This is a genomic window from Micromonospora sp. NPDC000121 (assembly GCF_042899165.1).
Taxonomy (GTDB): domain Bacteria; phylum Actinomycetota; class Actinomycetes; order Mycobacteriales; family Micromonosporaceae; genus Micromonospora.
Map to the genome: position 1 here is coordinate 97,292 of NZ_JBIAZP010000010.1, position 26,822 is coordinate 124,113.

The following is a 26,822-nucleotide window of genomic DNA, read 5'->3' on the forward strand; positions in this document are numbered from 1 at the left end:
GCTGATCGGTCCACGGTGGACAAGATGATCGAGCGATCCGGAACCGGAACGGACCGTCGTACGGTCGGGAATGCGATTCACCGACATGGTCGTGCCCGCCGAATGGGCGTCGGACGCCCTCGTGCACGCCGAGTTCACCGGCGCCGGGGCCGGAACGGCGCCGCTGACCTGGGCCCAGCAGGTGCTGTGGCGAGCGCTCACCCGGTTCGGGTCCAACCACCGCTTCCTCAACCTGCGGCGTACCGTGGCGGTCTCCGCGCGGGCCGGCGCGGACGTGGCCGGTGCGGCCCGCGCGGTGGGTGAGCTGGTCGGCCGGCACTCCGCGCTGCGCACCCGGCTGCGCGTGAGCGACGGCGAGCCGCGCCAGGAGACGGCGTCGGCCGGGGTGCTGCCACTGCTCGTCTGCGCGGGCACCGACGACGGGTCCGCAGCCGCCCGCGAGGCCGCCGGCCGCCTCGGCGACGTCGCGTTCGACCACGCCGAGGAGTGGCCGCTGCGGGTCGCGCTGGTCACGGTGGACGACCGGGTACGGCAGATCGTGGTGGTGTTCAGCCACACCACCGTGGACGCGCACGCCGCCGAGGTGGTGCTGCGCGACCTGCGGCTGATCCTGCTCCGGGGTCCGCTGCCCACGCCGCCCGGCCCGCAGTCGGCGGAGGTGGCCCGCCACCAGCACGGGGCCGACCGGCGCCGCTCGGAGCGGGCCGTCGCGTACTGGCTGCGGGAGTTCCAGCGCCTGCCCCGCCGGCCGCTGACCCCGACCGGGCCGGGGCTCGATCCTCCGCTGCGCCGGGGCGTCCTGGTCTCCTCCGCCCTCGACACCGCCGCCCGTCTGATCGCGGCCCGGCAGCGGGTCAGCGTGTCGGCGGTGCTGCTGGCCGGGTACGCGGCGATGGCCGCCCGCGATTCGGGGCCCGACCTGTGCGGCCTGTTCCCGATGGCCCACAACCGGTTCCGCAGCCAGTACGCCGACGCGGTCGCCAACCTCGGCCAGATCGGCTTCTGCGTGGTGGACCTGGCCGGGCGTCCCGACTTCGACGAGTTGGTGTCCCGGGTCTGGGCCGCGTCCCTGGACGGCCTGCGGCACGCCTACTACGCCCCGCCCGCGCTGCGCCACGCCTTCGAGGCCCAGGGCGTCGACATCGACTCGGCGTTCCTGCCGTACCACTACTTCAACGACGTCCGACTGGCCACCGGCGGTGTCGAGCCGGCGCCCCGGGTGACCCCCGGCGAGCTGCGGGCCGCCAGGGACCGCAGCACCTTCTCGTGGACCGCCGGCCTGCAGCAGGCGGCCTGGCACCTGCTGGCCCACGTGGTCGACGAGCCGGCCGGGGTCGGCGTCACGCTCACCGCCGACACCCGCCACCTGCCGATGGACTCCGTCGAGCCGTTCCTGCGCGGGCTGGAGGAGCTGCTGGTCGAGGCGGCCTTCGCGGCGGTGCCGTGGCCGTGGTCGTCCGCCCGCGCCGGGCTCCCGGCGGCCGCCGGGCCGGTCGCCCCCGACGTCACGGGCGCCGAGCAGGTGGCGTACGCGTCGTTCCACGGCGGACGCGCCGCGAGCGCGCCGCTGACCTGGGGGCAGCGCGCGATGTGGCGCACCGTCGAGGAGTTCGACTCCCCCGCCGCATACCGGGTGCTGGGCCTCCCCCGCACCCTGACGGTCCCCGCACGGGCCGACGTCACCGTGCCCCGGGCGCTCGGCGCCGTCGGCGCGCTGGTCGCCCGGCACGAGTCGCTGCGTACCCGGTTCCGCCTCCGCGACCGCGAGCTGCACCAGGAGGCGGCGGCGACGGGCCGGCTGCCGGTCCTCGTCCACGCGGTGGCCCGGCCGGCCGACGACCCGGACGGCCGGCACGCCGCCACCGCCCTGACCGCCCGGCTGCACGAGCCGCGCTTCGACCACGTCACCGAGTGGCCGCTGCGCGTCGCGCTGGTCACGGTCGACGACCGGGTGCGGCGGATCGTCGCGGTGTTCAGCCACTCCGTCGTGGACCTGCACGCCGCCGACACCGTGCTGCGTGACCTGCGGGCCCTCCTGCTGAGCGGCGCGCCGGACACGCCGCCCGGTCTCCAGTCGCTGGACCTCGCCGAGCGGGAGCGCCACGTCGAGGCGCGGCGCTCGCAACGGGCGGTGGCGTACTGGGTCCGGCAGTTGGACGGTCTCACCGGGAGCCTGGCCGACCCGGACCGGTCCGCGGCGGAGTCCCGCCACCTGCGCGGCTCGCTGGTGTCCGCGGCGCTGCACCACGCGGCCGGGCTGGTGGCGGCCCGGCACGGGGTCAGCACCTCGGACGCCCTGCTGGCGGCGACCGCCGCCGTGCTGGACGCGGACAGCGGGCGGGACGCGTGCGGGATCGTCGTCATGGCCAACAACCGCTTCCAACCCGACCACGACCGGGCCGTCGGCACCCTGAACCAGATCGGGTTCTGCCGGGTGGACCTGGCCGACCGGCCCGGCTTCGCCGAGCTGCTGTCCCGTACGCGCCGCTCGGTCCTGGAGGCCTACCGGCACGCCTACTACGACCCGGCCGCGTGGGAGCAGGCGGTCACCGAGCTGGGCCACGACCACCGGACCTTCCTGGCCCCGTTCTGCTACCTCAACGACGCCCGCCTGTCGCGCCCCGCCCGACCCTCGGCGGCCGACCCGGACGAGGCCGACGTGCGGGCCATGCAGGCCCGGAGCACCTTCCGGTGGCTGCCGGACCTGGCGGAGTTCCCCTGGCGCTGCCGCCTCCAGGTGCGCGACGCGCCCGGCGCCGTCGAGCTGGTCGTCACCGCCGACACCCGGTACCTGCCGGCCCCGCGGGCCGAGGGGCTGCTGCGCGGCGTCGAGGCGCTGCTGGTCGAGGCGGCGTGCGGCGCCACGGCGCACATCGCGGCTCCCCGGTGACCGGCGGGACGACCGCGCCCGCCGGTCCCCCTCTCCCTCCTCCGGTGACGCCGGCGGCCACGGGCGACGTCACCGGCCCGGTCATGGATGCCCGACGTTCGACAGTTCGGCGGCGACGTCGGCGGTCGCGACGCGCCGGCGGACCCGGGCCGGCGGGGCGGGCAGGGCACGCCGGTCGACCTTGCCGTTCGCGGTCGCGGGCAGCTCCGGCAGGACCACGTACCGCAGGGGCACCATGTAGTCGGGCACCTGCTGCGCCATGAAGGCGCGCAGCGCGCGTTCGGCCACCCCCTGCGGGTCGGCGTCGCGCTCGGCCACCACGTACGCCACGAGCGTCGCCGCGGCGCCCAGGTCGTCGCGCAGCAGCACGACGCTGTTGGCGACGGCCGGGTGCCGGTTGAGCACCGACTCGATCTCGCCGAGTTCCACCCGCTGACCGCGGATCTTCACCTGCGTGTCGATGCGCCCGCCGTAGTGGAGGTGCCCCTCCGGCGACCACCAGGCCAGGTCGCCGGTGCGGTACACCCGCTGCGGCCACCCGGCGACATCCGTCTCGACGAACCGCTCCGCGGTCAGGTCGGGCCGTCCGGCGTACCCCCGGGCCAGGCAGTTGCCGCCGAGGACCAGTTCCCCGGGCAGGCCCAGCGGGGCGAGCGCGCCGTGCTCGTCGAGGACGTACGCGGCGACGTTCGTGATCGGCCGGCCGATCGGGACGGTGTCGTCCGGTTCGGGCCGGCGACACGGCCAGGCGGTGACGTCGATGGCGGCCTCGGTGGGCCCGTACAGGTTGTGAACCTCGACCCGCGGCAGGACGGTGGTGAGCTTGTTGACGAGCTTCGGTGGCAGCGACTCCCCGCTGCAGACGACCCGGCGCAGGCCGGTGCAGCGGCCCAGGCCGGCCTCCTCGACGAAGAGGGCGAGCATGGACGGCACGAAGTGCACCGTGGTCACCGACTCGCGGGCGATGACGTCGACCATCTCCTGCGGGTCGCGGTGCGCCTGCGCCTCGGCCGTGACCAGGGTCGCGCCGGTCATGAACGCCCACAGCAGCTCCCACACCGACACGTCGAAGGTGTACGGCGTCTTCTGCAGCACCACGTCGCCGGGGCCGATGCGGTACTCGTCCTGCATCCACACCAGCCGGTTGGCCAACGACAGGTGCGTCATCTGCACGCCCTTGGGCGCCCCGGTGGAGCCGGAGGTGAAGATGACGTACGACAGCCCCCGCACCACCTCCTCCGGGGCCCGGTAGTCGCGCCAGTCGACGGGCGCGGCGGGCAGGTCACCGCCGGTCAGCGGCCGTACGGGCACGGCCGGCCCGCCGCCGGCGCCCAGCGCCGCCCGCCCCGCGTCGTCGGCCAGCACCAGCGCCGCGTCGGCCGCGCGGAGCATGAGGTCCAGCCGGGGACGCGGGTGGGACGGGTCCAGCGGCAGGTACGCCCCGCCGGCCAGCAGGACGCCGAGCACCGCGACCACCATCTCGGGGCTCCGCTCGGTGCACAGCCCGACCACCGACCCGGGTCCCACGCCCTCGGCGCGCAGCCGCCCGGCCAGCGCCGCCGCCTCGTCCAGGAACTCGCGGTAGGTGCGGTCCCGTCCGCCGCCCCGCAGCGCGACGGCGTCCGGGGTGAGCGTCGCCTGACGGCAGATGGTCTCGTGCACGGGCGTGCGCGGCGCGGGCGTCGGGGCGGGGTTGAAGCCGAGCAGCGTCCGGCGCTCCGCCGGGCCGACCAGCGCGGCCTCCCGCACCGGCCGGTCCGGGTGGGCGGTGAGCCAGGCGTGCAGGGTGTCCAGGCGCTCCTGCAGGTACGCGGGCTCGCCGTGGTGCCGGGCGAACCGGACCGGCACCCCGGCCAGGACCGCCTCCGCCCCGGGGCGACCCGTCGTGGGCGCGGCCAGCACGACGTCCGCGGACACCGGCTCCTGCTGTCGGCGGCGCGCCTGCTCGCGTACCTCCGTCAGGGTGCTGTCCGGGCAGACGCGCACCAGGACGTCGCCCCGCGGGCCGTGCACGGCGACCGACGTCGCGGCCGAGAGGCGGTGGCAGAGCACGGCCGCCACCGCCGCGACCAGATCGAGATCGTCGTGGCCGCTCATGCCGTCACCATCCCCGCCAGCGCCCGCGGCGTGGGGTCGGCGGACAGGGCCTCCACCGCGATGCGCACCCCGAACCTGCGCTGCACCTGGGTGATCATGCGGATGAACAGCAGCGACTCGCCACCCAGCACGAAGAAGTTCGCGTCCGGGTCGATGTCGGGGGTGCCGAGCATCCGGCCCCACAGCTCCATGATCTCGTCCACCACCTCGGTCTCGCCGGTGCCGGCGGAGGGCGGCGCCGGTTCCTGCAGGTCGGCGGCCGGTGTCGCCGGTGCGGCGTCGAGCCAGTGCCGGGTGCGGGCGAACGGGTACGTGGGCAGCGCGACCCGCCGCGCGCCGGTCTCGCCGCGCACCGCGGCCCAGTCCACGGCCGCTCCGGCGGTCCACAGCCCGCCGAGTCCGGCGAGCACGTCACCGGCGTCGACCTGCGCCCTTGGCCGGGGTTGCAGGGCGAACGTGGGCACCCGCCCCCGGTCCTGCGTCGTCTGCCGGGCCATGCCGGTCAGCGCGGTGCCCGGCCCGACCTCCACCAGGACCGGGTCGGGTAGGCCCAGCGCGGTCAGCAGCGCGTCGTGGTAGCGCACCGGGCTGCGCAACTGCGCGGCCCAGTAGCCCTCGGCACGGGGCAGCCCCTTGCCGAGCAGTACGCCGTCGATGCTGCTGACCACCGGAACGGTGCGGGGGTGCTGGACGATGCGGTCGGCCTCGTCGCCGAGCAGTCGTGCCGCGTCGGCCATCATCCGCGAGTGGAAGGCGCGCTGCGCGGGCAACGCCCGGCAGTGCACCCCGGCCGTTGCCAGGCGCTCCCGGAGCGCGGCGAGCTGCGCCACCGGCCCGGCGACCACGACGAACTCGGGGGCGTTGCGCGCGGCCACGTCGAGGCCGTCCAGGCCCGCGAGCTGCTCCTCGACGGTGGACAGCGGCGCGAGCACGGCCAGCATGCCGCCCTCGGGCGCGTCCTGCATCAGCCTGCCGCGGGTCGCGACCAGGCGCAGCATGTCGTCGGCGGCCATCTCACCGGCCAGCGCCGCGGCCGCGAACTCGCCGATCGAGTGGCCGATCAACGCCGCTGGGCGGACGCCCCACGACACCAGCAGTTCGCCGAGGGCGAGTTCGTGCAGCGCCAGCGCGGGCTGGGTGACGTCGGTGCGGTGCACGATCCCGTGCGGGTCGTCGTTGACCAGCACGTCGCGCAGGTCGAGCCCCAGGACCGGGGCCAGCAGCTCCGCCCCGTGGTCGAGGTCGGCCCGGAAGGACGGGTAGCGGTCGTAGAGGCCCCGCGACATGGCGGGGAACTCCGCGCCCTGCCCGGGGAACAGGAACACCACGCTGGGCCGGCGCGCCGCCTCGCGGACCGGCGCCTTGGGCAGCCGGGCCAGCGCCGCGGGGACGTCCCGCGCGGCGACCGCGAGCCGGTGCGGGAAGTGCCTGCGGTACGTCTGCGACGTCAGCGCGACATCGCCGACGGCCAGGTCGGGGCGCTGCCGCAGGTGCTCACCGAGCTGCTCGGCGGCCTCGCGGGCCGCCTCCGGGCTGCGCGCGGACAGCACGATCAGCTCGGTGCGGGCCTCGGGCACGGCGGGACCGGGCGTGGCCGAGGCGTCGCCCTCCTCCAGCACGACGTGGGCGTTGGTGCCACCGAGGCCGAAGGAGCTGACCGCCGCCCGGCGTGGGCCGCCCGGAGAATCCCACTGCCGGGCCACGCTGTCCACGGTGAACGGGGTCGACCCGTCGAGCAGCTCGGGTCGGGCCTGCTTGAGCCCGGCCAGCGGCGGGATCTGCCGGAAGTGCAGCGCCAGCGCGGCCTTGATGAGCCCGGTGACGCCGGCCGCCGCGTCGAGGTGGCCGACGTTGGCCTTCACCGAGCCGATCGAGCACGGCTGCTCGCCGCGACGGAACACCTCGGTCAGCGCCGCCAGCTCGATCGCGTCGCCGACCTCGGTGGCGGTGCCGTGCGCCTCGAGGTAGCCGACGGTCGCGGGGTCGACGCCGGCGGCGGCGTACGCGCGCGTCAGCACGTCGATCTGTCCGGCGATGCCGGGCGCGGTGTAGCCGACCTTCATGCCGCCGTCGTTGTTCACCGCCGAGCCCTTGATCAGGGCGTACACGGTGTCTCCGTCGCGGCGGGCGTCCTCGGCGCGTTTGAGCGCCACCATGGCGACGCCGTTGCCGGGGACGGTCCCGTCGGCCGAGGCGTCGAAGGGTCGGCACGTGCCGTCGGGCGACATGATGCCCTTCGTCTCGTAGAGGTAGCCGGCCCGCTGCGGCACGGCCACGCAGGCGCCGCCGGCGAGCGCGACGTCCGAGTCGCCGGTGCGCAGGCTCTGGCACGCCAGGTGCACCGCCACCAGCGACGTCGAGCAGGCGGTCTGCACGGTGACGGCGGGACCGCCCAGGTCCAGCCGGTACGCGACCTTCGCGGCCAGGTGGTCCTTCTCGTTGCCCAGCACCACCGACAGCAGGCCCTGGGTCTCGACCAGGCCGGGCTGCGCGAACACGTGGTGCAGCGCGTAATAGTTGAATCCGGCCCCGGCGAACACGCCGACCCGGCCGAAGGGTTCGCGGGTGGCCAGGCCGGCGGACTCCAGCGTGGCCCACGCCGTCTGCATCAGCAGCCGGTGCTGCGGATCCATGGTCTCGGCCTCCCGCGGCGTGATGCCGAAGAAGGCGGCGTCGAACAGGTCCGGGTCGGCCAGCACGCCGCGCGCCGGCACGTACGCCGGGTCGTCGAGCCGGTCGGCGGGCACGCCCGCGGCCAGCAGCTCGCCGCGGGTCAGCTCGCTGATCGTGATCTTCCCGGCGGCCACGTTGGACCAGTACTCCCAGACGTCGGCGGCGCCGGGGAACCGGCCCGCCATGCCTACGATCGCGATGTCGCCGTTCATCAGGATGTGCCTGCTCCTTCGGTCTGTGCGTGCAGATGCCGGGCCAGCGTCTGGACGGTCGGGAAGCGGTAGAGGTCGGTCAGCGGGACGGCCCGGCCGGCCAGCCGCTCCTGGAGCAGCCGGCGCACGATGGCCAGCCGCAGCGACTCCCCGCCGACGTCGAAGAACGCCTCGTCGACGTCGAAGTCGTCGGTGCCCAGCGCCTCCACCCAGGCCCCCGTCACCAGCTCCTCGAACTCGGCGAGTGACGCCGAGCGCTGGGCGGGAATCCGCGCCGACTGCCCGGCCGTCGCGTCGGCGGTCGCCGTCGCAGCGGCGGGCAACGCGGCAACGGCGGGCGTCGGGGCGGCGGGCTGCGGCACCGTGGCCAGCGCGCCGAGGGCACGGAAGTCGACCTTGCCGTTGCGGTCGAGCGGGAACTCGGCCACGGTCACCCACTGCCGCGGCCGGGCGTAGGGGGCCAGCTCGGCCTCCACCGCGCGGCGCACGTCGGCCACGACAAGGCCGTCGGGCGCGGGCTTCAGCGCGGCGCACAGGCGTACGCCCGTCACCGGGTCGCCGGTGGTGAACACCACCGCGTCCAGAACGCCGGGCTGCGCCCGCAGCCTGCGCTCGACGTCGACCAGTTCCACCCGGTGCCCGGCGATCTTCACCTGGCGGTCGTTGCGGCCCAGGAAGCGCAGTTGCCCGTCCGCACCCCAGCGCACCAGGTCCCCGGTGCGGTACAGGCGCAGTCCCAGGCCCGCGTGCCGTAAGAACGACGCGTCGGTGCGTGCGGCGTCGTCGAGGTAGCCGTCGGCGAGCCCGGTGCCCGCCGCCCACAGTTCGCCGACCGCGCCCGGCGGGACGAGACGCCCCGACGGGTCGACGACGTACAGGTCGGTGCCGTGCACCGCCGTGCCGATCGGCAGCGGGTCGGGCGTCGCGTCGGCGTGGTCGACCGAGTACGTCGTGGTGAACGTGGTGTTCTCGGTGGGGCCGTAGCCGTTGGTGAGTCGCAGCCCCGGGCAGGCCCGCAGCACCCGGCGCACGTGCGCCGGGGAGACCACGCCGCCGCCGGTGAACACCTGCCGCAGCCCGGCGAACGCGTCCGGGCGGTGGTCGGCGACCAGGTGGAACACCCCCGAGGTGAGCCAGGCGTGGGTGATCCCGGCGGTGCGCAGGAACCCGGCCAGGCCGCTCGGCGTCGGCTCCCCGGGTGGGAACACGACCACGGTGTCGCCGTTGGCCAGCGGCACCAGCAGCTCCAGCGTGGACGCGTCGAACGCCAGCGGGGACAGCCGCATCATGCGCATGCCCGCCGGGTCGGCGAACAGCCGCAGGTCGTCGGCCAGCCGCAGCACCGCGCGGTGCGGCACGACCACGCCCTTGGGCACGCCCGTGGAGCCCGAGGTGAAGGAGACGTACGCGGTCCGCGCCGCGTCGGCCGGCGCCGCGTCGACCGGACCGTCTTTCGGCTGCGCCGCCCCGTCGAGGCGGGCGAGCGGGCAGTCGGCCGCGCCCGACCACTCGGGGCCGGGCGCGCCCGCGCCGAGGCGGGCCCGTGGCGCGACGGCCGCGGCCAGGTGCGCCCGCCACTCGGCGGTGGCGTGCTGGTCGACTGCGACGTAGTGCGCGCCCAGCCGCAGCACCCCCAGCACCGCGACGGCCTCGGCGGCCGAGCGCGGCACCTCCAGGATCACCGCGTCGCCGGCGCGCACGCCGTGCGCGTGCAGCAGCCGCGCCTGCTCGACCGCGTGCTCGTGCAGGTCGCGGTAGGTCAGCGTGAGCCCGGCGTGCGCGTCGACCAGCGCGGTCCGCTCGCCCGCGGCCTGCGCGTGGGCCGCGAACCGGCTCCACACGTCGTCGGCGGTGTCGTGCGACCCGCCCGCGCCCAGCGCCCCCAGCCGGGCGTGCTGCCCCGCCGACAGGGTCGTGACGTCGCGCAGGGCCGCGTCCGGGTCCGCGGCCATCTCCCGCAGCGCCGCCTGGAACGACTCGGCCAGCTCCCCGGCGTCGGCGGCGGTGAGCGCCGACGTGGCGTATTCCAGGGCGAAGCGGGGACGGTCGGACCACGACTGGAGGTAGAGCAGCGCGTCGAACACCGCGCCGTGGCAGTGGCCCTCGTGCACCCGCCAGGTGCGGCCGCCCGCGACCAGCTCGTCGGGTACCAGCTCGTGGTGGGCGGCGAAGCCGAGCTGCGCGAGCGGGTTGCGGCCGGGGTCGGTGCTGACGCCGAGCCCGGAGACGACCCGCTCGAACGGCACGTCGGCGTCGGCGGCCGCCTCGGCCAGCGCGGCGGCCACGCCGCGTACGTGGTCGCGTACGCGGACGTCGTCGGGCGCGGCGCAGCGCACTGGGACGACCCGGGTGCACAGGCCCACGATGGTGTCCATGCCCGCCTCGAACCGCCCCGCCGCCGGCACGCCGAGGACCAGGTCGGTCAGGCCGGCGCGGCGGGACGCGGCCAGCGCCCACGCCGCCATGGCCACCGACGTCACGGTCACCCGGCAGTGCCGGGCCAGCTCGGTCGCGGCCTGCGCCGTCGCGGCGTCGAGGTGGAAGGGCAGGCGCGCGCCACGCCCGTCGGCCTCGACGACCGGCGGCAGGTCGGTGGGCAGCGCCACCGTCCACGGCGCGCCGTCCAGCCGGTCCGCGACCCGGGCCAGCGCCTCGTCCACCGCCCCGGCCCTCTCCCGCGCGGCGAGCCGCGAGCCGACCCAGTCGGGCGACGGCGCGGGGCTGGCCGGAGCGGCGCCCGCGTAGAGTTCGGCGAACTCGCGCCAGAGCACCCCGATGCTCCAGCCGTCGCTGATCGTGTGGTGCACCAGCATGGTGAGCAGGTCGCGCTGCCCGGCGCGGGTCAACACGAAGACGACCGGCGGCTGTTCGAAGGGGCGCAGCAACCGCGCGGCCGACCGGCCGTAGAGGTCGTGCATGGCGCGTACCGGGTCGTCGCCGGGCAGCGTCTGGTGCAGCAGCCGGGGCTCGTACGGCGCGGGCAGCACGATCCGGGCCTGGCGTGGGTCGCGGACGAACCGGGTGCGCAGCGCCTCGTGCCGGGTCGCCAGCTCCCGCAGCGCCGAGCGGGTCCGGGCCGCGTCGAGCGGCCCGTCCGCCTCGAGGGTGAACATCAGGTGGTACGGCGCGTCCCGGTCGAGCAGGTGCGCGGCCAGCATGGACCGTTGGCCGGGCAGCAGCTCCAGTTCGGCGGGCCGCTGGGCGGCCACCGGCGGCGCGGTGTCCACGTGGTCCACCGCGCCGGCCAGCGCCTGCGCCAGCGGCAGCGCCGACAGCAGCCGGGCGCTGTCGACGTGCGCGCGCAGCTCGCGCTGGCCGAGCGAGACCAGCGCGATGGCCTGCAGCGAGGTGCCGCCCAGGCCGACAAACGACTCGGTGGCCGCCGCGTCCCGGAGCTGCTCGGGCGCGAGGCCGAGCAGCTGCGCGGCGAGCGGCGCCCAGGCGGTGAGGTCGGGTGCCGCCATCACACGCTCTCCGTCACGGGCTTGTCCAGCGGCACCTGGCTCGCGATGTCCCGCAGGTCGGCGAAGCGGGGATTCTCCAGCACGTGGCCGAACATCACCGCGAGGTTGAGTTCCTGGCGGATCAGGGTGCTCAGCCGCAGCGCGCTGAGCGAGTGGCCGCCGAGGTCGAAGAAGTCGTCCTCGTCGTCGACGGTGTCGACGCCGAGCACCTCCATCCACAGCTGTTCGAACTCGGCCGCCCAGGTCCGGTCGTGTACGTCGCGCATCAGTGGTGCCTCTCTGTGTCCAGTCGGGTCGCGGGGGCGTCCAGGTAGTGCCGGGTGGCCGCGAAGGGGTAGGTGGGGGCCGGCACGCGGCGCCGGCCGGTGTCGTGCGTGGGGTCCCAGGCGTCGACGACGCCCAGTTGCCACAGCGCGCCGACGGTCGCCAGCAGCCGGGCGTGCCGGTCGGCGGGCAACACGGGCTGGTCCGGGCCCAGGTGCGGGGTGACGCTCGTGCCGACCTCGATCCAGAGCACCTGGTCGAGGTCGACGGGCGGCGTCGCCGGCGCAGGCGGTTCGGCCGCCTGCGCCCGCCAGTACGCGAGGTCGTCGTACTCGGTCAGCGGCTCTCCGCCGGACGTGTGGACGGGCAGGTCCGGCGGGCGGAGCCGGCTGCCGTCGACGTCGGCGCCGCGGATCAGCGCCAGCGCGTCCGCGACGGACATGATCCCGGCCACGACCGCGCAGGCCAGCGCGCCGAGGCCGGTGCCGGCCAGGGCGCGCGGGGCCACGCCCCGGCTGCGCAGCGACCACGCCAGGCCGACGGAGGCCAGCAGCCGGGTGCAGCGCTCCCGGACGGCCTCGTCGAGGTCGCGCCCGCGCAGCAGCGCCACGCCCTCGTCGACGACCCGGCGGTACACCGGGTCGGCGTCGTAGTTGGGCCGGTTGCCAGTCAGCTCGCCGGCCCCGGTGAGGTGCAGCGCCACGCCGCGCGCCCGCGCCTTGGCGGCGACCTGCCGGACCGTCGGCGGTGAGCCGTGCGGCCCGGTCAGGAACGCGGCCCGCCACGGCAGTTCCGCCCGGCCGGTCCGCAGCGTGTACGCGAGGTCGGCCAGCTCCCCGGGCGCCGTCCCGGCTGCACACGCCACCACACGGTCCACGCTGTCCTGCGCCGCGGCGGCGGTCTTGGCGGAGACCAGGACCAGCTCGGTCACGTGGCGGCGCGGCCGGGGCCGGGCGGCCGGGGCCTCCTCCAGCACGACGTGGGCGTTGGTGCCGCCGATGCCGAAGGCGCTGACGCCGGCCCGGCGTACGCCGTCGATCGGCGTCCAGGGGCGGGCCGCCGCCGGCAGCTCGAACACCGAGCCGTCCAGCCGGACCGCCGGGTTGGGCGTGGCGAGGTGGGCGATCGGCGGGATCATGCGGTGCTTCAGCGCCAGCACCGTCTTGATAAGGCCGATCACCCCGGCGGCGGTGTCCAGGTGCCCGACGACCGACTTGGCCGCGCCGAGCGCGCAGGGCGCCCGGTCGGGCCGGTCGGTGTCGAAGACCTGCCGTAGCGCCGCCACCTCGATCGGGTCGCCGAGCGCGGTGCCGGTGCCGTGGGTCTCGACCAGGCCGATGGTGTCGGGGTCGACGCCGGCCACGTCCAGCGCGGCCGAGATCACGCCGGCCTGGCCGGTGGGGCCGGGCGCGGTGAAGCCCGCCTTGCGGGAGCCGTCGTTGTTGATCGCGGAGCCGCGGATCACCGCGTGCACGGTGTCGCCGTCGCGCAGCGCGTCGGCGAGTCGCTTGAGCACCACCACGCCCGCGCCGTCGCCGGGCACGGTGCCGTCGGCCGCGGCGTCGAAGGCCCGGCAGCGGCCGTCGGCGGAGAAGATCCCGCCGGGCTCGTGCAGGTGCCCGCGCCGTGTCGGCGGGGCCACCGTGGCGCCCCCGGCCAGCGCCAGGTCGGCGTCGTACGTCAGCAGGGCCTGCGCCGCCTGGTGGACCGCGACCAGCGACGTCGAGCAGGCCGTCTGCAGCGTCAGCGCCGGGCCCTGCAGGTTCAGCTTGTACGCGATCCGGGTGCTGGCGAAGTCCTTGTCGCTGCCGATGATCAGCCCCAGGCCGCCGGCCGCCTCGACGGCGCGCTCGTCGGGCCACACGTTGTCGAGCAGGTAGACGTTCAGGCCGGTGCCGACGTACACCCCGATCCGGTTGCCGTCGGGGGCGACCGGCGGGTGGCCGGCGTGCTCCAGGGCGGCCCACGCGCACTCCAGCAGGATCCGCTGCTGCGGGTCCATCAGGGCGCTGTCCGACGGCGAGTAGCTGAACAGCCGGTGGTCGAAGCGGTCCGCGTCGCGCAGCACCGCCCGGGCGGGCACGAAGTCGGGCCGCTCCACCAGGTCCTTCGGCACGCCCCACCCGACGAGCTGCTCCGGGGTGAAGAAGGTGACCGCGTCGACGCCGTCGACCACGTGGTGCCAGAACAGGTCCAGGTCGCGTTCGGCGCCGGGGACGCGGACGGCCATGCCGACCACGGCCACGGCCGCGCTGTCGTCGAGCTCAGCCACGGCTGCCTGCCCCGGCCCGGCGGGCGGCGAGCAGGGCGCGGCCCTGGCGGCGCTGCGCCGCGTGGGCGTCGGCGACCACGGGGGCCGCCTGTTGCAGGTGCGCGGCGCAGCCGGCGACCGTGCCGGCGCGGAACAGGTCCGTCACGGAGATCTCCAGGCCCTCCTCGGACAGCCGCTGCTGCAACGCGATCAGCGCGAAGCTGTGCCCGCCCAGGTCGAAGAAGTTGTCGTGCAGCCCGATGTCGCCCCGGTCGAGCACCTCGCCCCAGGCGGCCCGGATCCGCTCCTCCAACCCGGTGCCGGCGGTGTGCTCGCGTCGCGCGGCGGGCGCGGCGGCCGTGCGCGCGGCGCGGCTGTCGGCCAGCAGCCGGGCGGTGTCCACCTTGCCGTGCGCGGTGAGCGGGATCGCCGCGACGGTCAGGATCCGCGACGGCACCATGTACGCCGGCAGGATCGCCCGCACGTGGGCGCGCAGCTCGCGTTCGGCGTCCGGGCCGACGTCACCGACGACGAAGGCGATCAGCTGGTCGTTCTCGGCCGCGACGGCGCACGAGCGCACCGCCGGGTGGGTCAGGAACGCGCCCTCGACCTCGGCCAGCTCGACGCGGTAGCCGCGCAGCTGCACCTGGGTGTCGTTGCGGCCGAGGTACACCATGTTTCCGTCGACGCCCCACTTGACCACGTCGCCGGTCTTGTACATGACGCCCCCGCCGTACGGGTCGGGCAGGAAACGTGCCTCCGTCAGCTCCGGGTTGTCCACGTAGCCGTGCGCGACGAGCACGCCGCCGCAGTACAGCTCCCCGGGCACGTTGAGACCGGTCGGCCGCAGGTCGTCGTCGAGGACGTAGCAGCGCCCCGACGGCAGCGGCACGCCGATGTCGCCCTCCCTGACCCGGGCCAGGTCGGCGGCGGGCACCTGGACGATCGTGACGTGGATGGTGCCCTCGGTGATGCCGTACATGTTGACGAACACCGCGCGCATGCCCGGCGCGCCGGCGACCAGCGACGTGACCCGCGACCAGCTCAACGCCTCGCCGCCGAGGACGACGTAGCGGATGCTGGAGACCTCGTCCGCGCGCAGCAGCCGCAGGTAGGGGGGCAGCAGCCGGTAGAGCGCGCCCGGGGTCTGGAACACCACCGTGACGGCCTCGCGGCGCACCAGCGCGGCGAGCCGCTCCCGGTCCACCAGGTCGGCCTGGTCGGCGATGACCAGCCGGCCGCCGGTGGTCAGCGCCCCCCACATCTCCCACACCGAGGCGTCGAACGAGAACGAACTCGCGGCCAGCCACACGTCGGCGGCGGTGACGTCGAGGCCGGCCGGGGTGGGGCTGTTCAGCGCGTCCAGGCCGCCGTGCCCGACCATGACGCCCTTGGGCACCCCGGTCGAGCCGGAGGTGTAGATGACGTACGCCTGGTCGCCCGGCCCGGGGAACGTCTCCGCGACGACGGACGCCCCGTCGAGGGTGTGCGCGTCGGCCAGCCGGATGTCGCGGCCCCGCGCCAACGCGGCGGCGAGGTCGGCGGTGCCGGCCTCCACCAGCATGATCGGCATGGCGGCGTTGGCCGTGATGAGTTCGAGGCGCTGCTGCGGGTACTCGGGGTCCAGCGGCACGTAGACGCCGCCAAGCTTCCACACGCCGAGGATCGCCGCGATGACCGCGGGCGAACGGCGCAGCAGCAGCCCGACGCGGTCGCCGCGCCGCACGCCCCGGTCGGCCAGGCCCGCCGCGATCCGCCCGGCCCACCGGTCCAGTTCGGCGTAGGTGACCTCGACGTCCCGGTGGCGCACGGCCACCGCGTCCGGGGAGTTCGCCACATGGCCGGCGAACCGGCGCAGCACCGACGGGTGCGCGGCCGGCTTCTCCGGGATCGGCGGGTTGAGCCCCTCGGTCAGCAGCAGCCGCTCCGCCGCGTCCACCATGGACGGCTCGGCGTCCGGCTCGTCGACGACCGACCGGAGGAAGGTCAGGTAGTGGGTGAGCAGCGTGGTGACGGTCTCCGGGGTGAACAGCTCGGTGCTGTACTCGGCGCGCAGGAACGGCGCGCCGGTGGACACGTCGAGGGTCAGCCCCAGGTCGAACTTGGTGACGTCGATCTCGACGTCGACCTCGGTCAGCTTCACCCCGTCGAACTCGGGGAACGCGAACGGGAAGTTCTGCACGGTCAGGGAGGTCTGGAACAGCGGCGCGTGGCTGAGCTGCCGCTCCCCCACGGTCGCCCGCACGATCTGCTCGAACGGCACGTCCTGGTTGGCGAACGCGGCCATGCTGGCCCGGCGGGCCCGCTCGACCAGCTCCGCGAAGCCCGGCCGGCCGGACACGTCGAGCCGGATCGGCAGCGTGTTGACCAGGCAGCCGACGATCCGCTCCTCGGCCTCGTCCATCCGGTTGGCCACCGGCACCCCGACCACCACCTCGTCCTGGCGCGCGTACCGCGACAGCACCGAGGCGTACGCGGCCAGCGTCACCGCGAACAGCGTCGCGCCCCGCGACCTGGCCCAGCCGGTCAGCCGCTCGACCAGCGCGGGCTCGACCGGGCGGCGCAGCACCGCGCCGCGGGCGCTGAGCACGCTCGGCCGGGGGAAGTCGGTGGGCAGCGCGAGCTGCGGGACGTCCCGCAGCTCGGCGCGCCAGAAGTCCAGCCCGGAGCTGTCGCGCTCCCAGGACTCGCGCTGCCGCCGCGCGTACGCCAGGTAGGACTCCGCCGGTTCGGCGTACGCGTGCGCGTCCGGGCCGGACACCGCGGCGTTGTACTCCGCGGCGAGGTCCCGCAGCAGCAGGCCCACCGACCAGCCGTCGCAGGCGATGTGGTGCACCAGCACCGCGAGGGTGTGCTCGTCCGGGCCCCAGGAGCGCAGGAAGGCGCGCAGCACCGGCCCGTCGTCGAGCCGGAACGGGCGTCGGGCCTGCTCGGCGACCAGGGTGTGCAGGTAGGTCTCCTGGGTGGCCCGGTCGGCCCACCCGCCCGCCTGGACGTCGATGTCCGCGTGCGGGGTGGGCGACACCCGCTGGGTGAGCACCCCGTCGTCCAGCGCGAAGGTGGTGCGCAGGGCGTCGTGCCGGGCGACGACGCGGATCAGCGCCCCGCGCAGCGCCTCGGGCCGCAGCGCGCCCCGCAGGTGGACCGCGAAGGCCACCACGTACGCCGGATTGCCGGGCTGGAGCTGGTTGAGGAAATAGAGTCGTTCCTGAGCGAAGGAAGCACGACCGGTACGAACCATGCGTCGATCGTGGTCCGCCGCACGTCCCGTCCGGCAGAGCGACCTTCCCCGCCCCGGCGGGGAAAACCTCCCGGTCAGGTGCCGGACAGCCGCACGACCTCACCGCCTCGGCGGTGCTGCGCGCCCCGACCCGCCGCGCCGGCGGGCCCGGGCCGCGCCTTCGCCGGACACGGCTCGGCCCCCGGTCCGGCGGGTCGACCGTCGGACCGGGGGCCGGTCAGGGGCTGGGCATGCCGGGCAGGTCCCGACGGGACCAGCCGGCGGAGGGTGGGGAGGGACGGTCCGACTGCTCGCCGGGTGCGGGCAGGGACCGGAGCGGTGCGTGGGGTGGCCGACTGGTGCCGGCCACCCCACGAAGGTCGGTGCGCGGTCAGAGGCCGCCGGTGAAGACCAGCCGGTTGGGCGTGCCGGCCAGGTCGCCCTGGACGACGCCGGTGGTGGCGTTGCCGACCAGCCAGCTGTGCAGGGTGGCCTGGGAGGTGTCACCGTTGACGCTCTTGTAGAGCGCGGCGATGCCCGCGACGTGCGGGGTGGCCATCGAGGTGCCGTTGAAGACGGCGGTGGTGTTGTTCGGTTGGGTCGACAGGATCGCCGAGCCGGGGGCGTAGAGGTCGACGCAGGCGCCGGTCGAGGAGTAGCTGGCCCGAGCGTCGGTGCTGGTCGACGCGGCCACGGCCACGGCGGCGGTCACCGCCCGGGGCAGCCGGTCGCAGGAGTCCGCGCCGGTGTTGCCCGCCGAGGTGGCCAGGAAGACACCAGAGTTGATCATCCCGGTGATCGCGGCGGCCATCGTGTCGGAGTAGGTCCAGTTCCACGAGGTGTTGGCCACCGCCGGCTTCGCCGCGTTGGCGGCCACCCAGTCGATCGCGGCGATGGTGGCCGAGGTCTTGCCCGACCCCTGGCAGTTGAGGATCTTCACGGCGTGCAGCCGGACGCCCTTGGCCACCCCGTACGTCTTCGAGCCGATCGTGCCGGCGACGTGGGTGCCGTGCCCGTTGCAGTCGGTGTTGCGCCGGTCGACGGCGTTGTAGTCAAAGCTCGCCCGGCCCTCGAAGTCCGGGTGGTTCACGTCGATTCCCGAGTCGATGACGTAGGCGTGCACACCGGAGCCGGTGGCGGTCGTGGTGTAGCTGTTGGACAGCGGCAGGGTGCGCTGGTCGACCCGGTCCAGCCCCCAGGACGGCGGGTTGGCCTGGGTGCCCTCGGCGACGTTGTCGAGCCAGGCGTCCTGCTCGACGCCGAGCACCGCGGGATCGCGGCGCAGCGCCTGCACCTGCCCGGCGGTCAGCTCGGCGGCGAAGCCGTTGACAGCCCGCTCGTAGACGAACCGCGGGGTGATCGACAGGGCACGGGCGAGGCCGCGCGGTTCGGCGCCCGGACGCAGCCGGACGATGTACTCGCCCGACACCGGCCGCACGCCGGGCGCCGCGGACGCCGCGCTGACCGGTGCCGACGACGGGGACGCGGGTGCCGCCGCAGCCGGTGCGGCGACCAGGGTGCAGCCCGCCGCCAGCAGCGAAGCCATCAGGACTCTTGATCTCACATTGCCTCCCAGACTCACCCGACGTCATCGCTGGATGACGCCGCGGTGAACGGGACGCTAGTCGGACCACTGTCGAGCGTCAATGCCTTGACCCGGATCGATCAAGTAGGACGAGCCCCGACGTTCCGCACCTGGACATCAGGCGTGCCACGGCCGGCGCTCCGGATGTCATCCGGGGCACCGGCCGTGGGACCAAGCGGGGTCAGAGCATGGCGCACTGCCCCTGCACGGGGCCGGTCACCTCGTTCTGCTGGCCGTCGTCCTGCGGTGCCGGTTCGTTGCCGGTGCAGCGCAGGGGGCCCTCGATCACGTTGCCCGCCAGTACCGACGGCCCTCGTCCGTCGACCACGGTCACCGGTCCCGCCACCGACGAGTCGACCAGCCTGAAGTCACCGGTGGTGCCGCTGGCGGAGAGCGGCCCGACCACCGAGCTGTCCCGCACGGTCACGCCGGCGGCCCGCTGGGCCACGACCGGTCCCTCGATGGTGCTGTCCCGGACCACCAGCGCCGCCCCGTCGCCCACCGAAACCTGCCCGGACACCGTGGCGTCCCGCAGGCAGGTGGTGCCCGTCGTGACGTCGAGCGGCCCCGCGTACGTGCCACTGACGACGCGACTGCACACGGCGGGGAGCGCGAAGTTCCACCGGTACAGGCGGGACACCCGGCCGTAGTAGAGGTTGCCGTCGCCGCCCTTGACGAGGAAGGCCACCCGGCCGGAGGCCAGCTCCACGGCGTCCCACGTCGCCGGGTCGATCCGCCAGAGGCTGTCGGACACCGACGCGTAGAAGAAGCCGTCGTCGGCGAGGACCAGACCCCGCTCGTGGCCGTACATCGTCGTCTCGTTCGGGAAGAGCCGTTCCGACCTGGTGACCGTGCGGGTCGCCGGATCGAAGGTGAACAGCGTCCCGTCGGACAGGCCCCAGATGGTGCCGGCCGAATCGACGACCAGTGCGTTCACGGCCGAGCCGCCGGGCGCGGGAACCACGCGCTCGACCACCTGCCGGGTCCGCGGATCGAACACGAACAGTTCGGCCTCGGTGGCGGTCGCCTCGATGCCGTATCCGCCGTTGACGGAGGTGCCGCCGTAGAGCAGTCCGTCGTGCTCGACCAGGCTGACCACGCTCTGCTGCGGCACGATGTCCCGGTAGGTCTGCACCGCACCCGTCGACGGTGTCCAGAAGCTCAGTGCGCCGCCGAGGCGACCCGCGCGGGGGATGCTGCCGACGGCGACCGTCTCACCCAGGTCGACGAAGGCCTGTGCCCGCTGTTGCTCGTCACCGAGGACCGCCTTGGGAGCCGGGTTGGACCCGTACGCCCATGGTCTGGTGGTGTCGTAGGAGAGCAGGTTGCCGTCCGGGTAGCGACCGTAGAGCAGGTGGTCGCCGCGGATTCCGAATCCCTCCACCTGCCCGGCGCCGGACAGCAGGGCCATGGAGTCGTCGGCCGGGTCGAAGCGCGCCATGCCGGGCGGGGAAAGGAACCCGCCGATGTAGATCGACCCGTCCGGCCCGGTCCCCATCGCCTGGATCGGGTTGGGGGCGCCCTCCAGGTCCTGCTCGCCGATGTACCGGGTCGCCCGGGTCTGCGGGTTCCAGAGGTAGACGCGGCCGTAGTAGTACGTCATGGACAGGGTCGGTCCGGGCCACGCCGGGTCGGCCAGGTCGATCCATTCCCAACTGCCCGGCAGCGCGTTCGGCTTCCATCCGACCGGCGTGTAGGTGTGGGTCTGGAGGTCGTACCGGACGATGCCCTCGGCCACCATGCGGAAGTAGACGTACCGGCCCGTGGGATCGGCCTCGGAGACCATCCGACCGGAGATCGCGGGCACGATCTTCACGACGGCTCCGTCGCCGAGGCGGTAGACGACGAGGTCACTGGAATGGTCGAGCCGGATGAACAGGTATCCGCCGGCGAGGGTGAGGTCGTAGACGGCTTCCTCGTCCGCGTACTGTGCGGGCAGCGTGATCGGCCGCACCTCACCGGTGGCGCGGTCGAAGCGGGCCAGCTTCGCGTTCGGCTTGGTGCCGAAGTAGACGTACCGGTCGTCGATCGCGAGCGCCTGGCCGTAGGTCTCGCCCGGGACGATCTGACCGTGGTCGGTGAACCGCTTCGTGGCGGGGTCGTAGGAGAAGAGCTTCCCGCTGGGGTACGTCCCGCCGTAGACGACACCGTCCGGTGCTGCGGCCATCCGCCAGATCTGCTCGCCCGGGTACGGCACGCCCAGGGACGTCACCGAGGTGTCTCCGGGGGACCAGGTGTAGACGGCGCCGTTGGTCATGCCGAAGTAGACGGCACGTTGCGGCTTGGCGAAGGTGACCGCCCAACTACCGGTACCGGAGGGCAGTCGCTGGCCGAAGACCACCTTTCCCGACCTGATGTCCGTGACCTGGAACATCGCCGTGACCTCGCTGTTGCCGGCGGTCACCCAGTACGCCTGCGGGCGCCCCTGCTGGTCGACGCCCTGCGCCTGGTACTGCGAGAGCACCCGCGAGTTGATGGCGTGGCCCAGGTCCTGTTCCGCACCGACGATCGGGGCGGGAGGCGACGGGGCGGCGTGCACCGCACCGCCGGCGGTGGCGACGAGGAAGCCGGCGAGCAGCCCGCCGGCAGTGAGTAAGGCGGCGAACCGCGGCCTTGTCCGTTTCATTGGTCTCCTTCATTGATCAATGGAGCGTGGCTTGAAACTTGCGGCCGGGTCCGTAATTTCCACGGGGTCGCCCCGCCCCCGGGATCAAGAGCCTGGACCAGCGCCGGCGGCGCCGCAACTCCCCACCGAACGCGGACGGATCGCAGCGGGCAGGCGGTGAGGACCCGATCCCGGTACACGTCTCCGATCCGCCGCAGCGTAACTTACGGTCTAGGCCGATACCAGGCCTACGAGGGCGGCTTCGGCCCGGCGGCGTTGGTCGCCGCCGGTCAGCCAGGACGACGCGACAATCACCGGCCATCCCGAGAGACGGAACCATGATCGACAGCTTCGCAGCGGGGAACGCGGACGTCGCGTATCTCGGCATCGACATCGGGGGCACGAAGACGATCGCCCTGCTGCTCACCCCCGACGGACAGGTGGCCGCCCGGGTCCAGGCCCCCACACCCGCCCGGCACGGGCCGGCGATGGTGCTCGACACCGCCGCCGAACTGGCCGGGCGACTCCTGGACAGCGGTCGGGTCGCGGGCGTCGGGGTGGGCGCTGCCGGCACGCTGGATCCCGCCACCGGCACCGTCCGGTACGCCACGGACAGCCTGCCCGGCTGGCGCGGCACCAAAATCGCCGACGAGTTGGGCGCCCGACTGGGCCGCCGGGTGCACGTCGACAACGATGTGAACGCGGCCGCGCTCGCAGAAGCGTGGACGGGCGCGGGGCACGGCCGGGAGCACCTGCTCCTGGTCGCCGTCGGGACCGGCCTCGGCGGGGCTCTAATCCGGCGCGGCAGCCTCGAACGCGGCGCCCAGGGGGCGGCAGGCGAGGTTGCCCACCTGCCGGTTCCCGGCGCGGGGCAGCTGCGCTGCGGGTGTGGGCGCCGGGGGCACCTGGAGGCCGTGGCGTCCGGTAGTGGAATCGCCGCCGCCTACGCCCTGGCCGCCGGCGAGCAGGTGAGCGGGCGGGAGGTCGCCGGCCGCGCCGCAGCCGGCGAAGCCGCCGCCCAGCGGGTGCTGGATCACGCCGGCGAGACGCTCGGGGCGGCCCTCGCCGGACTCGTCGCGTTGCTCGACCCGGAGGCGGTCGTCCTGGCCGGCGGCGCGGCACCGGCGGTGCTGTCCGCCGCGACCCGGGCCTACCAGGCGGAAGTGCTACCGCCCTGGACCCACGTACCGCTGCTACCGTCCGCGCTGGGTGACGACGCCGTGGCGATCGGGGCAGCCCGAATGGCGATGGAGGACAAGTGACAGTCTTCGACGTCATGCGGGGTGGTCTGGTGGTTTCCTGCCAGCCGCTGCCCGACGAGCCCGACGACCCGATGCGGGACGCCTACGTGCAGGCCCGGGTGGCCGCCTCGGCCGCGATGGGCGGCGCGGTGGCGATCCGCGCCAACGGGTCGAACGACATCGAGGCGATCCGCGCCACGGTCGACGTGCCCGTGATCGGCCTGGTCAAACACGGCACCGCCGGGGTGATGATCACCCCGACCCCGGCACACGCGGTGCAGGCCGCCACGGCCGGGGCGCACGTCGTGGCCGTCGACGCCACCGACCGGCCCCGCCCGGACGCGGGCAGCTTCGCCGACACCGTACGCGCGGTGCACTCGCGCACCGCCGCCCTGGTACTGGCCGACATCTCCACCCTGGCTGAGGGCCTGGCCGCAGTCGACGCCGGTGCCGACGCGGTGGCCACGACACTGTCCGGCTACACGCCGGCCAGCCCGCCGACGGAGGGGCCCGACCTGCGACTCGTTGCCCAGCTCGCCGAGCGGCTGGAGGTACCGGTGATCGCGGAGGGCCGCTACCGCACGACGCAGCAGGTCCGACAGGCTTTTGAGGCCGGGGCCTACGCCGTCGTCATGGGCAACGCCGTCACCTCACCACTGTGGATCACGCGGCGTCTGATCGAGGCCACTCCTCGCGCGCCCGAGCCCGGTGGGCGGTAGCGCAGCCGGGGTGCCGGCACCCGGGCGACCCGGGCGGTACCGCACCGGCGAGGCGCCGGGTGCGGCCCGAGTTCGTCATCTGGTACCCGGTGCGCGGCGTGCACCCGACTAGTATTCGCCGCGCCCGAAGGCGGCCAGCTCCGCCGAGTGGCCGGGGTTGCTGACGTACGTCGCCCCGATCGGGGCGGTCACCCGGCACCACATGTCGAGCCGCTCCACGTCGATGCCGGCCGCCTCGGCCAGCTCGTCGCGGCGGCGCAGCATCTCCGCGCGGTCCAGGCCCTCCAGCACGTAGTCGACCGCGTCGAAGCACGGGTCACCGGCGCAGGCCATCGGGTCGATGGCGACCAGGCCCTTCGCGCCGCCGCTGAGCACGTTGCCCAGGTGCAGGTCGCCGTGCAGCAGCACGGTGTCGGTGGGCACCGCGAACAGGTCGTCGCGCAGCCGCTTCGACTCGGCGAGGTCGGCGCCCCGCCGTACCGCCGAGTTGAACAGCACGTCGATCCAGTCCTCCAGCCGCCGCGGCGCGGCGGCCGGGTCCCCGGCGCCGTGCAGGTCGTTGAGGAACGCGGCGTACTCCCCCGGCGACGGCGGCTGCGGCATCTTCTCCACCAGCGTGCCCGGATGGATCGACTCGAGCAGCACGGCGCCCCTGACGGCCGCCAGCACCGACGGCACCCGCCCGCTGGGCGCGAACTGGCGCAGCATGTCGACCTCCTCCCGCACCGCGTAGCTGTCGGGCGACAGTTTCAGCACCGCGTCGCCCTCCGGGCCGCGACACCGGAACACCACCGAGGAGTTGCCGGACTTGAGCTGGTCACCGAGGTCGAGCTCCCACTGTGCGACGAGCTCGTCGAGCCGCTGGGTCAGCGTGCCGACCCAGCGGTGCGCCGCCTTGCCGAACCGCGGCTCCAGCCGGTCTGCGATCGCTTCCAGATCCAGGGTCATCCCACTCACCTCTCCATCGATCGCGCGCCGGCGCAGGCGGCGGAGCCGCCCCCGGGCAGGGACATGGCGCCACGCCTGCGGGTCAGCGGTACGCCGCCACGGGTCACCGTGTCGAGACTCGACGCGTACGGCCCCGGGCGCTCCAGCCTGGCCTTGCGGGCGACCTCGATCGCCTCGTGCCGGTCCGACACGTTCAGCTTGTTGAAGATCATGGAGATGTGGTTGCTGACCGTCTTCGGCGAGAGATTGAGGCGCGTGGCGATCGCCCCGTTGCGCATGCCCGACGCGATCAGCTCCAGCACCTGCCGCTCGCGCGTCGTCAGCTCCGGGAAGAGCTGCTGGTTGCGCGGCTCCCGGCCGAGTTGCGCGACGAGCTGGTCGGCCACCCGGGGTCCGAGGATCACCTCGCCCGTCGCGACGCCCCGGATCGTCCGCACGATCCCGTCTCCCGGGCAGCTCTTGAGCACGTAGCCCCGCGCGCCCGCGCGCATGGCCGCGAAGACCGCCCCCTCGTCCTCCACCGCGGTGAAGACCAGCACGGCGGTCGAGGGCGACATCCGGGCGATCTCCTGCAGCGTCACCCCCACCTGGAAGCCCGGCAGCTCGATGTCGAGCACGAGCACGTCCGGGCGCAGCGACGCCACGCATGTCATCGCCTCCCGCGTGGTCCCCGCCTCAGCGACCACGCTGACCTCAGCCGAGGGGGACAGCAGGGCATGCAGGCCCCTGCGTACCACCGGCTGAGCGTCGGCCAGCACCACCGTCACGGCGCGAGGTCGTGCCTCGTCCGCGGCACCTCCCGGATCCCGCCTCATCGTATGAGCCAGTTCCGAGGTCGAGCCAACGCTGACCATTACGACACCTCACCCCGTCCCAACCGGCCCGCGGCGCCTCCCTCCCGGAGGCGCCGCGGACGCGCCGACCTCCGCGTCGGCGTGAACATCTACTGACGGCGAACAGAACAACACATGAAGTCAGCCCGGCGAAAGCCATGTCAATCTTCTGACGCATTTTCCGAAATCGATTAAATGCGGGGCCTTCGGAGGCGTTTCTCACTGCCGGAACGGGCCACACAGACCCGGAACTGCGGGACGACATACCGGCAGGCCCCGCCTATGCACCACGCGAGGAAACCCCGCGCGTCCGCCCCGATCAGGCCGGGCGGCTAGCGCACCGCGTGCCGGACGTCCACGGGCAAAGTTCCCCGCCCACCCGGGAAGTCGTCCCGCCCCCGGTCCGCCGAACGCCCTGTCCCACCCGGTGCCGCCACCACGAGGATTGACGCCGGCCGCTCCACCACACAAGGATGTGCGAATATGCCCTTGTCACGAATGATTGATTTTTCGTCCCGTTTGGTGCCGACCGATCCGCTACGCAGGAAACTGATCGCGATCCGGCTGGCCGAATCGATCGGCAAGGGAGTCTTCCTCAGCGGCAGCGTCGTCTACTTCACGCTCCGCGTCGGGCTCGACCCCAAGCAGGTCGGCCTGGGCCTGTCCGCGGCCGGCCTGTCCGCCTTCATCTCCTCGGTCGTGTTCGGCGTGATCGCCGACCGGGTGGGCGCGCGCAGGCTGCTCGTCATGCTGTTCGCCGCGCTGGCGGTGGGCTTCGGGCTCTACTCCCTCGTGGACAACGCCATCCACTTCTTCGCCCTGGTCATCGCCGTCGGCTTCATCGAGTACGGCACCGGCCCGACCAACGGGGCCCTCGTCGGCAACCTCGTGCCCGCCGAGGAACGGGTCAAGCTCAAGGCCATGATGCGGTCGGTGTTCAACATCGGCTTCAGCATCGGCATCGGCGTGGCCGCCGTCGCCGCGCTCGACCAGCGGCTGCTCGTGCTGATCCCGCTCACCACCGCCGCGCTGATGGCCAGCGCCGCGCTGCTGGTCACCCGTCTGCCCGACACGCCGTCGCGTCCCGTCCCGGTGGGCTTCAAGCGCTTCGCCGCCGTACGCGACCCGCGCTTCCTCGCCGTCATCGGCGTCTCGACGGTGCTCGCCTCCCACGTCACCGTCATCCTGGTCACGATGCCGCTGTGGGCGCTCGACCGCACCTCGCTGCCGCACTTCCTGATCCCGTTGCTGCTGATCTTCAACACGGTGTTCGTGATCCTGTTCCAGGTGCGGGCCAGCCGGGGCGCGGACACCGTGGAAGGGGCCGGCCGGCTCGCCCGGCGCTCCGGCTACTGGCTGGCCGGCGGCTGCGCGGTCATCGCGGTGACCGCGCTCGACGACAACGTGGCGCTGGTGTCCGTCGCGATCGTCGCCGCGGTGCTGATCCTGTCGGTGGCCGAGGTGATGCAGGCCGCCTCGGGTTGGGGCCTCGCGTTCGGCCTCGCCCCCGAGCACGCGCAGGGCGAATACCTGGGCGCGTTCGACCTGCACGTCATCACGCAGAACATCATCGGCCCGGCCGCGCTGTCCGGCCTGGTCATCGCCTTCGGCTTCTGGGGTTGGCTCGGCATCGCGGTCGCCGCCCTGGTGGCGTCCGCGCTGATCATCCCGGTCGCACACCGCAGCCAGGCCACCCTCGTTCCGGAAACGGCCTCCGCGACGAGCGCGTAGGCCGCAACGCCGGCCGGGTCCTCCCGGCCGGCGGCGCGTACGGCAGCGCGCCGAGCGCCACGAGCGGCCGTCGCGCCGGGCGGCGGAAC

Annotated in this window: 14 protein-coding genes; 4 read left to right on the plus strand and 10 right to left on the minus strand. The window is 74.3% G+C overall.

All coding sequences use genetic code 11. From position 1 onward, the window contains the following. Window positions 1-70 precede the first annotated feature (70 nt). On the plus strand, window positions 71-2,890 hold the full coding sequence (locus ACFY23_RS24925) for a condensation domain-containing protein (protein ID WP_350676977.1): 2,820 nt from the start codon (window positions 71-73) through the stop codon (window positions 2,888-2,890). Window positions 2,891-2,971: 81 nt separating this feature from the next. Here the strand turns inward: ACFY23_RS24925 and ACFY23_RS24930 are convergent, their stop codons facing one another. The 8 genes from ACFY23_RS24930 to ACFY23_RS24965 all read right to left on the minus strand — a co-directional run bounded on the left by ACFY23_RS24930 (window position 2,972) and on the right by ACFY23_RS24965 (window position 21,282). Next, on the minus strand, window positions 2,972-4,987 hold the full coding sequence (locus tag ACFY23_RS24930) for an amino acid adenylation domain-containing protein (RefSeq protein ID WP_350819265.1): 2,016 nt from the start codon (window positions 4,985-4,987) through the stop codon (window positions 2,972-2,974). Next, the gene (locus ACFY23_RS24935) at window positions 4,984-7,872 is read right to left on the minus strand and encodes a beta-ketoacyl synthase N-terminal-like domain-containing protein (RefSeq protein ID WP_350687066.1); all 2,889 of its coding nucleotides are present in this window, start codon (window positions 7,870-7,872) and stop codon (window positions 4,984-4,986) included. The genes ACFY23_RS24930 and ACFY23_RS24935 overlap by 4 nt, the downstream gene beginning before the upstream one ends. Beyond that, on the minus strand, window positions 7,872-11,336 hold the full coding sequence (locus ACFY23_RS24940; protein WP_350819266.1) for an amino acid adenylation domain-containing protein: 3,465 nt from the start codon (window positions 11,334-11,336) through the stop codon (window positions 7,872-7,874). The genes ACFY23_RS24935 and ACFY23_RS24940 overlap by 1 nt, the downstream gene beginning before the upstream one ends. Beyond that, a complete protein-coding gene (locus ACFY23_RS24945; RefSeq protein WP_350687485.1) occupies window positions 11,336-11,602 on the minus strand; it encodes a phosphopantetheine-binding protein in 267 nt (88 codons plus the stop codon). Before ACFY23_RS24945 ends, ACFY23_RS24940 begins: the two co-directional genes overlap by 1 nt. Next, a complete protein-coding gene (locus ACFY23_RS24950) occupies window positions 11,602-13,872 on the minus strand; it encodes a beta-ketoacyl synthase N-terminal-like domain-containing protein (RefSeq protein ID WP_350819267.1) in 2,271 nt (756 codons plus the stop codon). Before ACFY23_RS24950 ends, ACFY23_RS24945 begins: the two co-directional genes overlap by 1 nt. Further along, the gene (locus tag ACFY23_RS24955) at window positions 13,865-17,092 is read right to left on the minus strand and encodes an amino acid adenylation domain-containing protein (RefSeq protein WP_350681876.1); all 3,228 of its coding nucleotides are present in this window, start codon (window positions 17,090-17,092) and stop codon (window positions 13,865-13,867) included. The genes ACFY23_RS24950 and ACFY23_RS24955 overlap by 8 nt, the downstream gene beginning before the upstream one ends. A 370-nt stretch (window positions 17,093-17,462) precedes the next feature. Then, window positions 17,463-18,617 (minus strand): S8 family peptidase, encoded by a 1,155-nt coding sequence (locus ACFY23_RS24960; RefSeq protein WP_350681878.1) that lies wholly within the window; start codon window positions 18,615-18,617, stop codon window positions 17,463-17,465. Between the two features lie 220 nt (window positions 18,618-18,837). Beyond that, window positions 18,838-21,282 (minus strand): hypothetical protein, encoded by a 2,445-nt coding sequence (locus ACFY23_RS24965; RefSeq protein ID WP_350681880.1) that lies wholly within the window; start codon window positions 21,280-21,282, stop codon window positions 18,838-18,840. A gap of 317 nt (window positions 21,283-21,599) precedes the next feature. Here ACFY23_RS24965 and ACFY23_RS24970 point away from each other — a divergent pair, with 317 nt between their 5' ends. Next, window positions 21,600-22,523, plus strand: coding sequence for an ROK family protein (locus tag ACFY23_RS24970; protein ID WP_350681882.1), 924 nt, complete (start codon window positions 21,600-21,602; stop codon window positions 22,521-22,523). Then, window positions 22,520-23,221 carry an N-acetylmannosamine-6-phosphate 2-epimerase gene (locus tag ACFY23_RS24975; RefSeq protein WP_350681884.1) on the plus strand — a complete coding sequence of 234 codons (702 nt, stop codon included), beginning with the start codon at window positions 22,520-22,522 and terminating at the stop codon, window positions 23,219-23,221. Before ACFY23_RS24970 ends, ACFY23_RS24975 begins: the two co-directional genes overlap by 4 nt. A gap of 108 nt (window positions 23,222-23,329) precedes the next feature. Here ACFY23_RS24975 and ACFY23_RS24980 read toward each other — a convergent pair whose 3' ends face one another. Together ACFY23_RS24980 and ACFY23_RS24985 are read right to left on the minus strand one after the other, a co-directional pair. After that, window positions 23,330-24,169: an aminoglycoside phosphotransferase family protein gene (locus ACFY23_RS24980; protein ID WP_350681886.1), complete on the minus strand. Its 840-nt coding sequence runs from the start codon at window positions 24,167-24,169 to the stop codon at window positions 23,330-23,332. Window positions 24,170-24,174: 5 nt separating this feature from the next. Then, the gene (locus ACFY23_RS24985; protein ID WP_350681888.1) at window positions 24,175-24,936 is read right to left on the minus strand and encodes a response regulator transcription factor; all 762 of its coding nucleotides are present in this window, start codon (window positions 24,934-24,936) and stop codon (window positions 24,175-24,177) included. 549 nt (window positions 24,937-25,485) lie between these two features. On the opposite strand from ACFY23_RS24985, the gene ACFY23_RS24990 reads away from it, so the two are divergent. After that, a complete protein-coding gene (locus ACFY23_RS24990; RefSeq protein WP_350819269.1) occupies window positions 25,486-26,733 on the plus strand; it encodes an MFS transporter in 1,248 nt (415 codons plus the stop codon). Window positions 26,734-26,822: the final 89 nt, after the last annotated feature.

Coding starts and splice junctions, on each gene's coding strand:
- ACFY23_RS24965 (WP_350681880.1), bottom strand. CDS start 21,282: ATGAAACGGACAAGGCCGCGGTTCGCCGCCTTACTCACTGCCGGCGGG.
- ACFY23_RS24990 (WP_350819269.1), top strand. CDS start 25,486: ATGCCCTTGTCACGAATGATTGATTTTTCGTCCCGTTTGGTGCCGACC.
- ACFY23_RS24925 (WP_350676977.1), top strand. CDS start 71: ATGCGATTCACCGACATGGTCGTGCCCGCCGAATGGGCGTCGGACGCC.
- ACFY23_RS24960 (WP_350681878.1), bottom strand. CDS start 18,617: ATGGCTTCGCTGCTGGCGGCGGGCTGCACCCTGGTCGCCGCACCGGCT.
- ACFY23_RS24945 (WP_350687485.1), bottom strand. CDS start 11,602: ATGCGCGACGTACACGACCGGACCTGGGCGGCCGAGTTCGAACAGCTG.
- ACFY23_RS24930 (WP_350819265.1), bottom strand. CDS start 4,987: ATGAGCGGCCACGACGATCTCGATCTGGTCGCGGCGGTGGCGGCCGTG.
- ACFY23_RS24955 (WP_350681876.1), bottom strand. CDS start 17,092: ATGGTTCGTACCGGTCGTGCTTCCTTCGCTCAGGAACGACTCTATTTC.
- ACFY23_RS24970 (WP_350681882.1), top strand. CDS start 21,600: ATGATCGACAGCTTCGCAGCGGGGAACGCGGACGTCGCGTATCTCGGC.
- ACFY23_RS24940 (WP_350819266.1), bottom strand. CDS start 11,336: ATGGCGGCACCCGACCTCACCGCCTGGGCGCCGCTCGCCGCGCAGCTG.
- ACFY23_RS24980 (WP_350681886.1), bottom strand. CDS start 24,169: ATGACCCTGGATCTGGAAGCGATCGCAGACCGGCTGGAGCCGCGGTTC.
- ACFY23_RS24935 (WP_350687066.1), bottom strand. CDS start 7,872: ATGAACGGCGACATCGCGATCGTAGGCATGGCGGGCCGGTTCCCCGGC.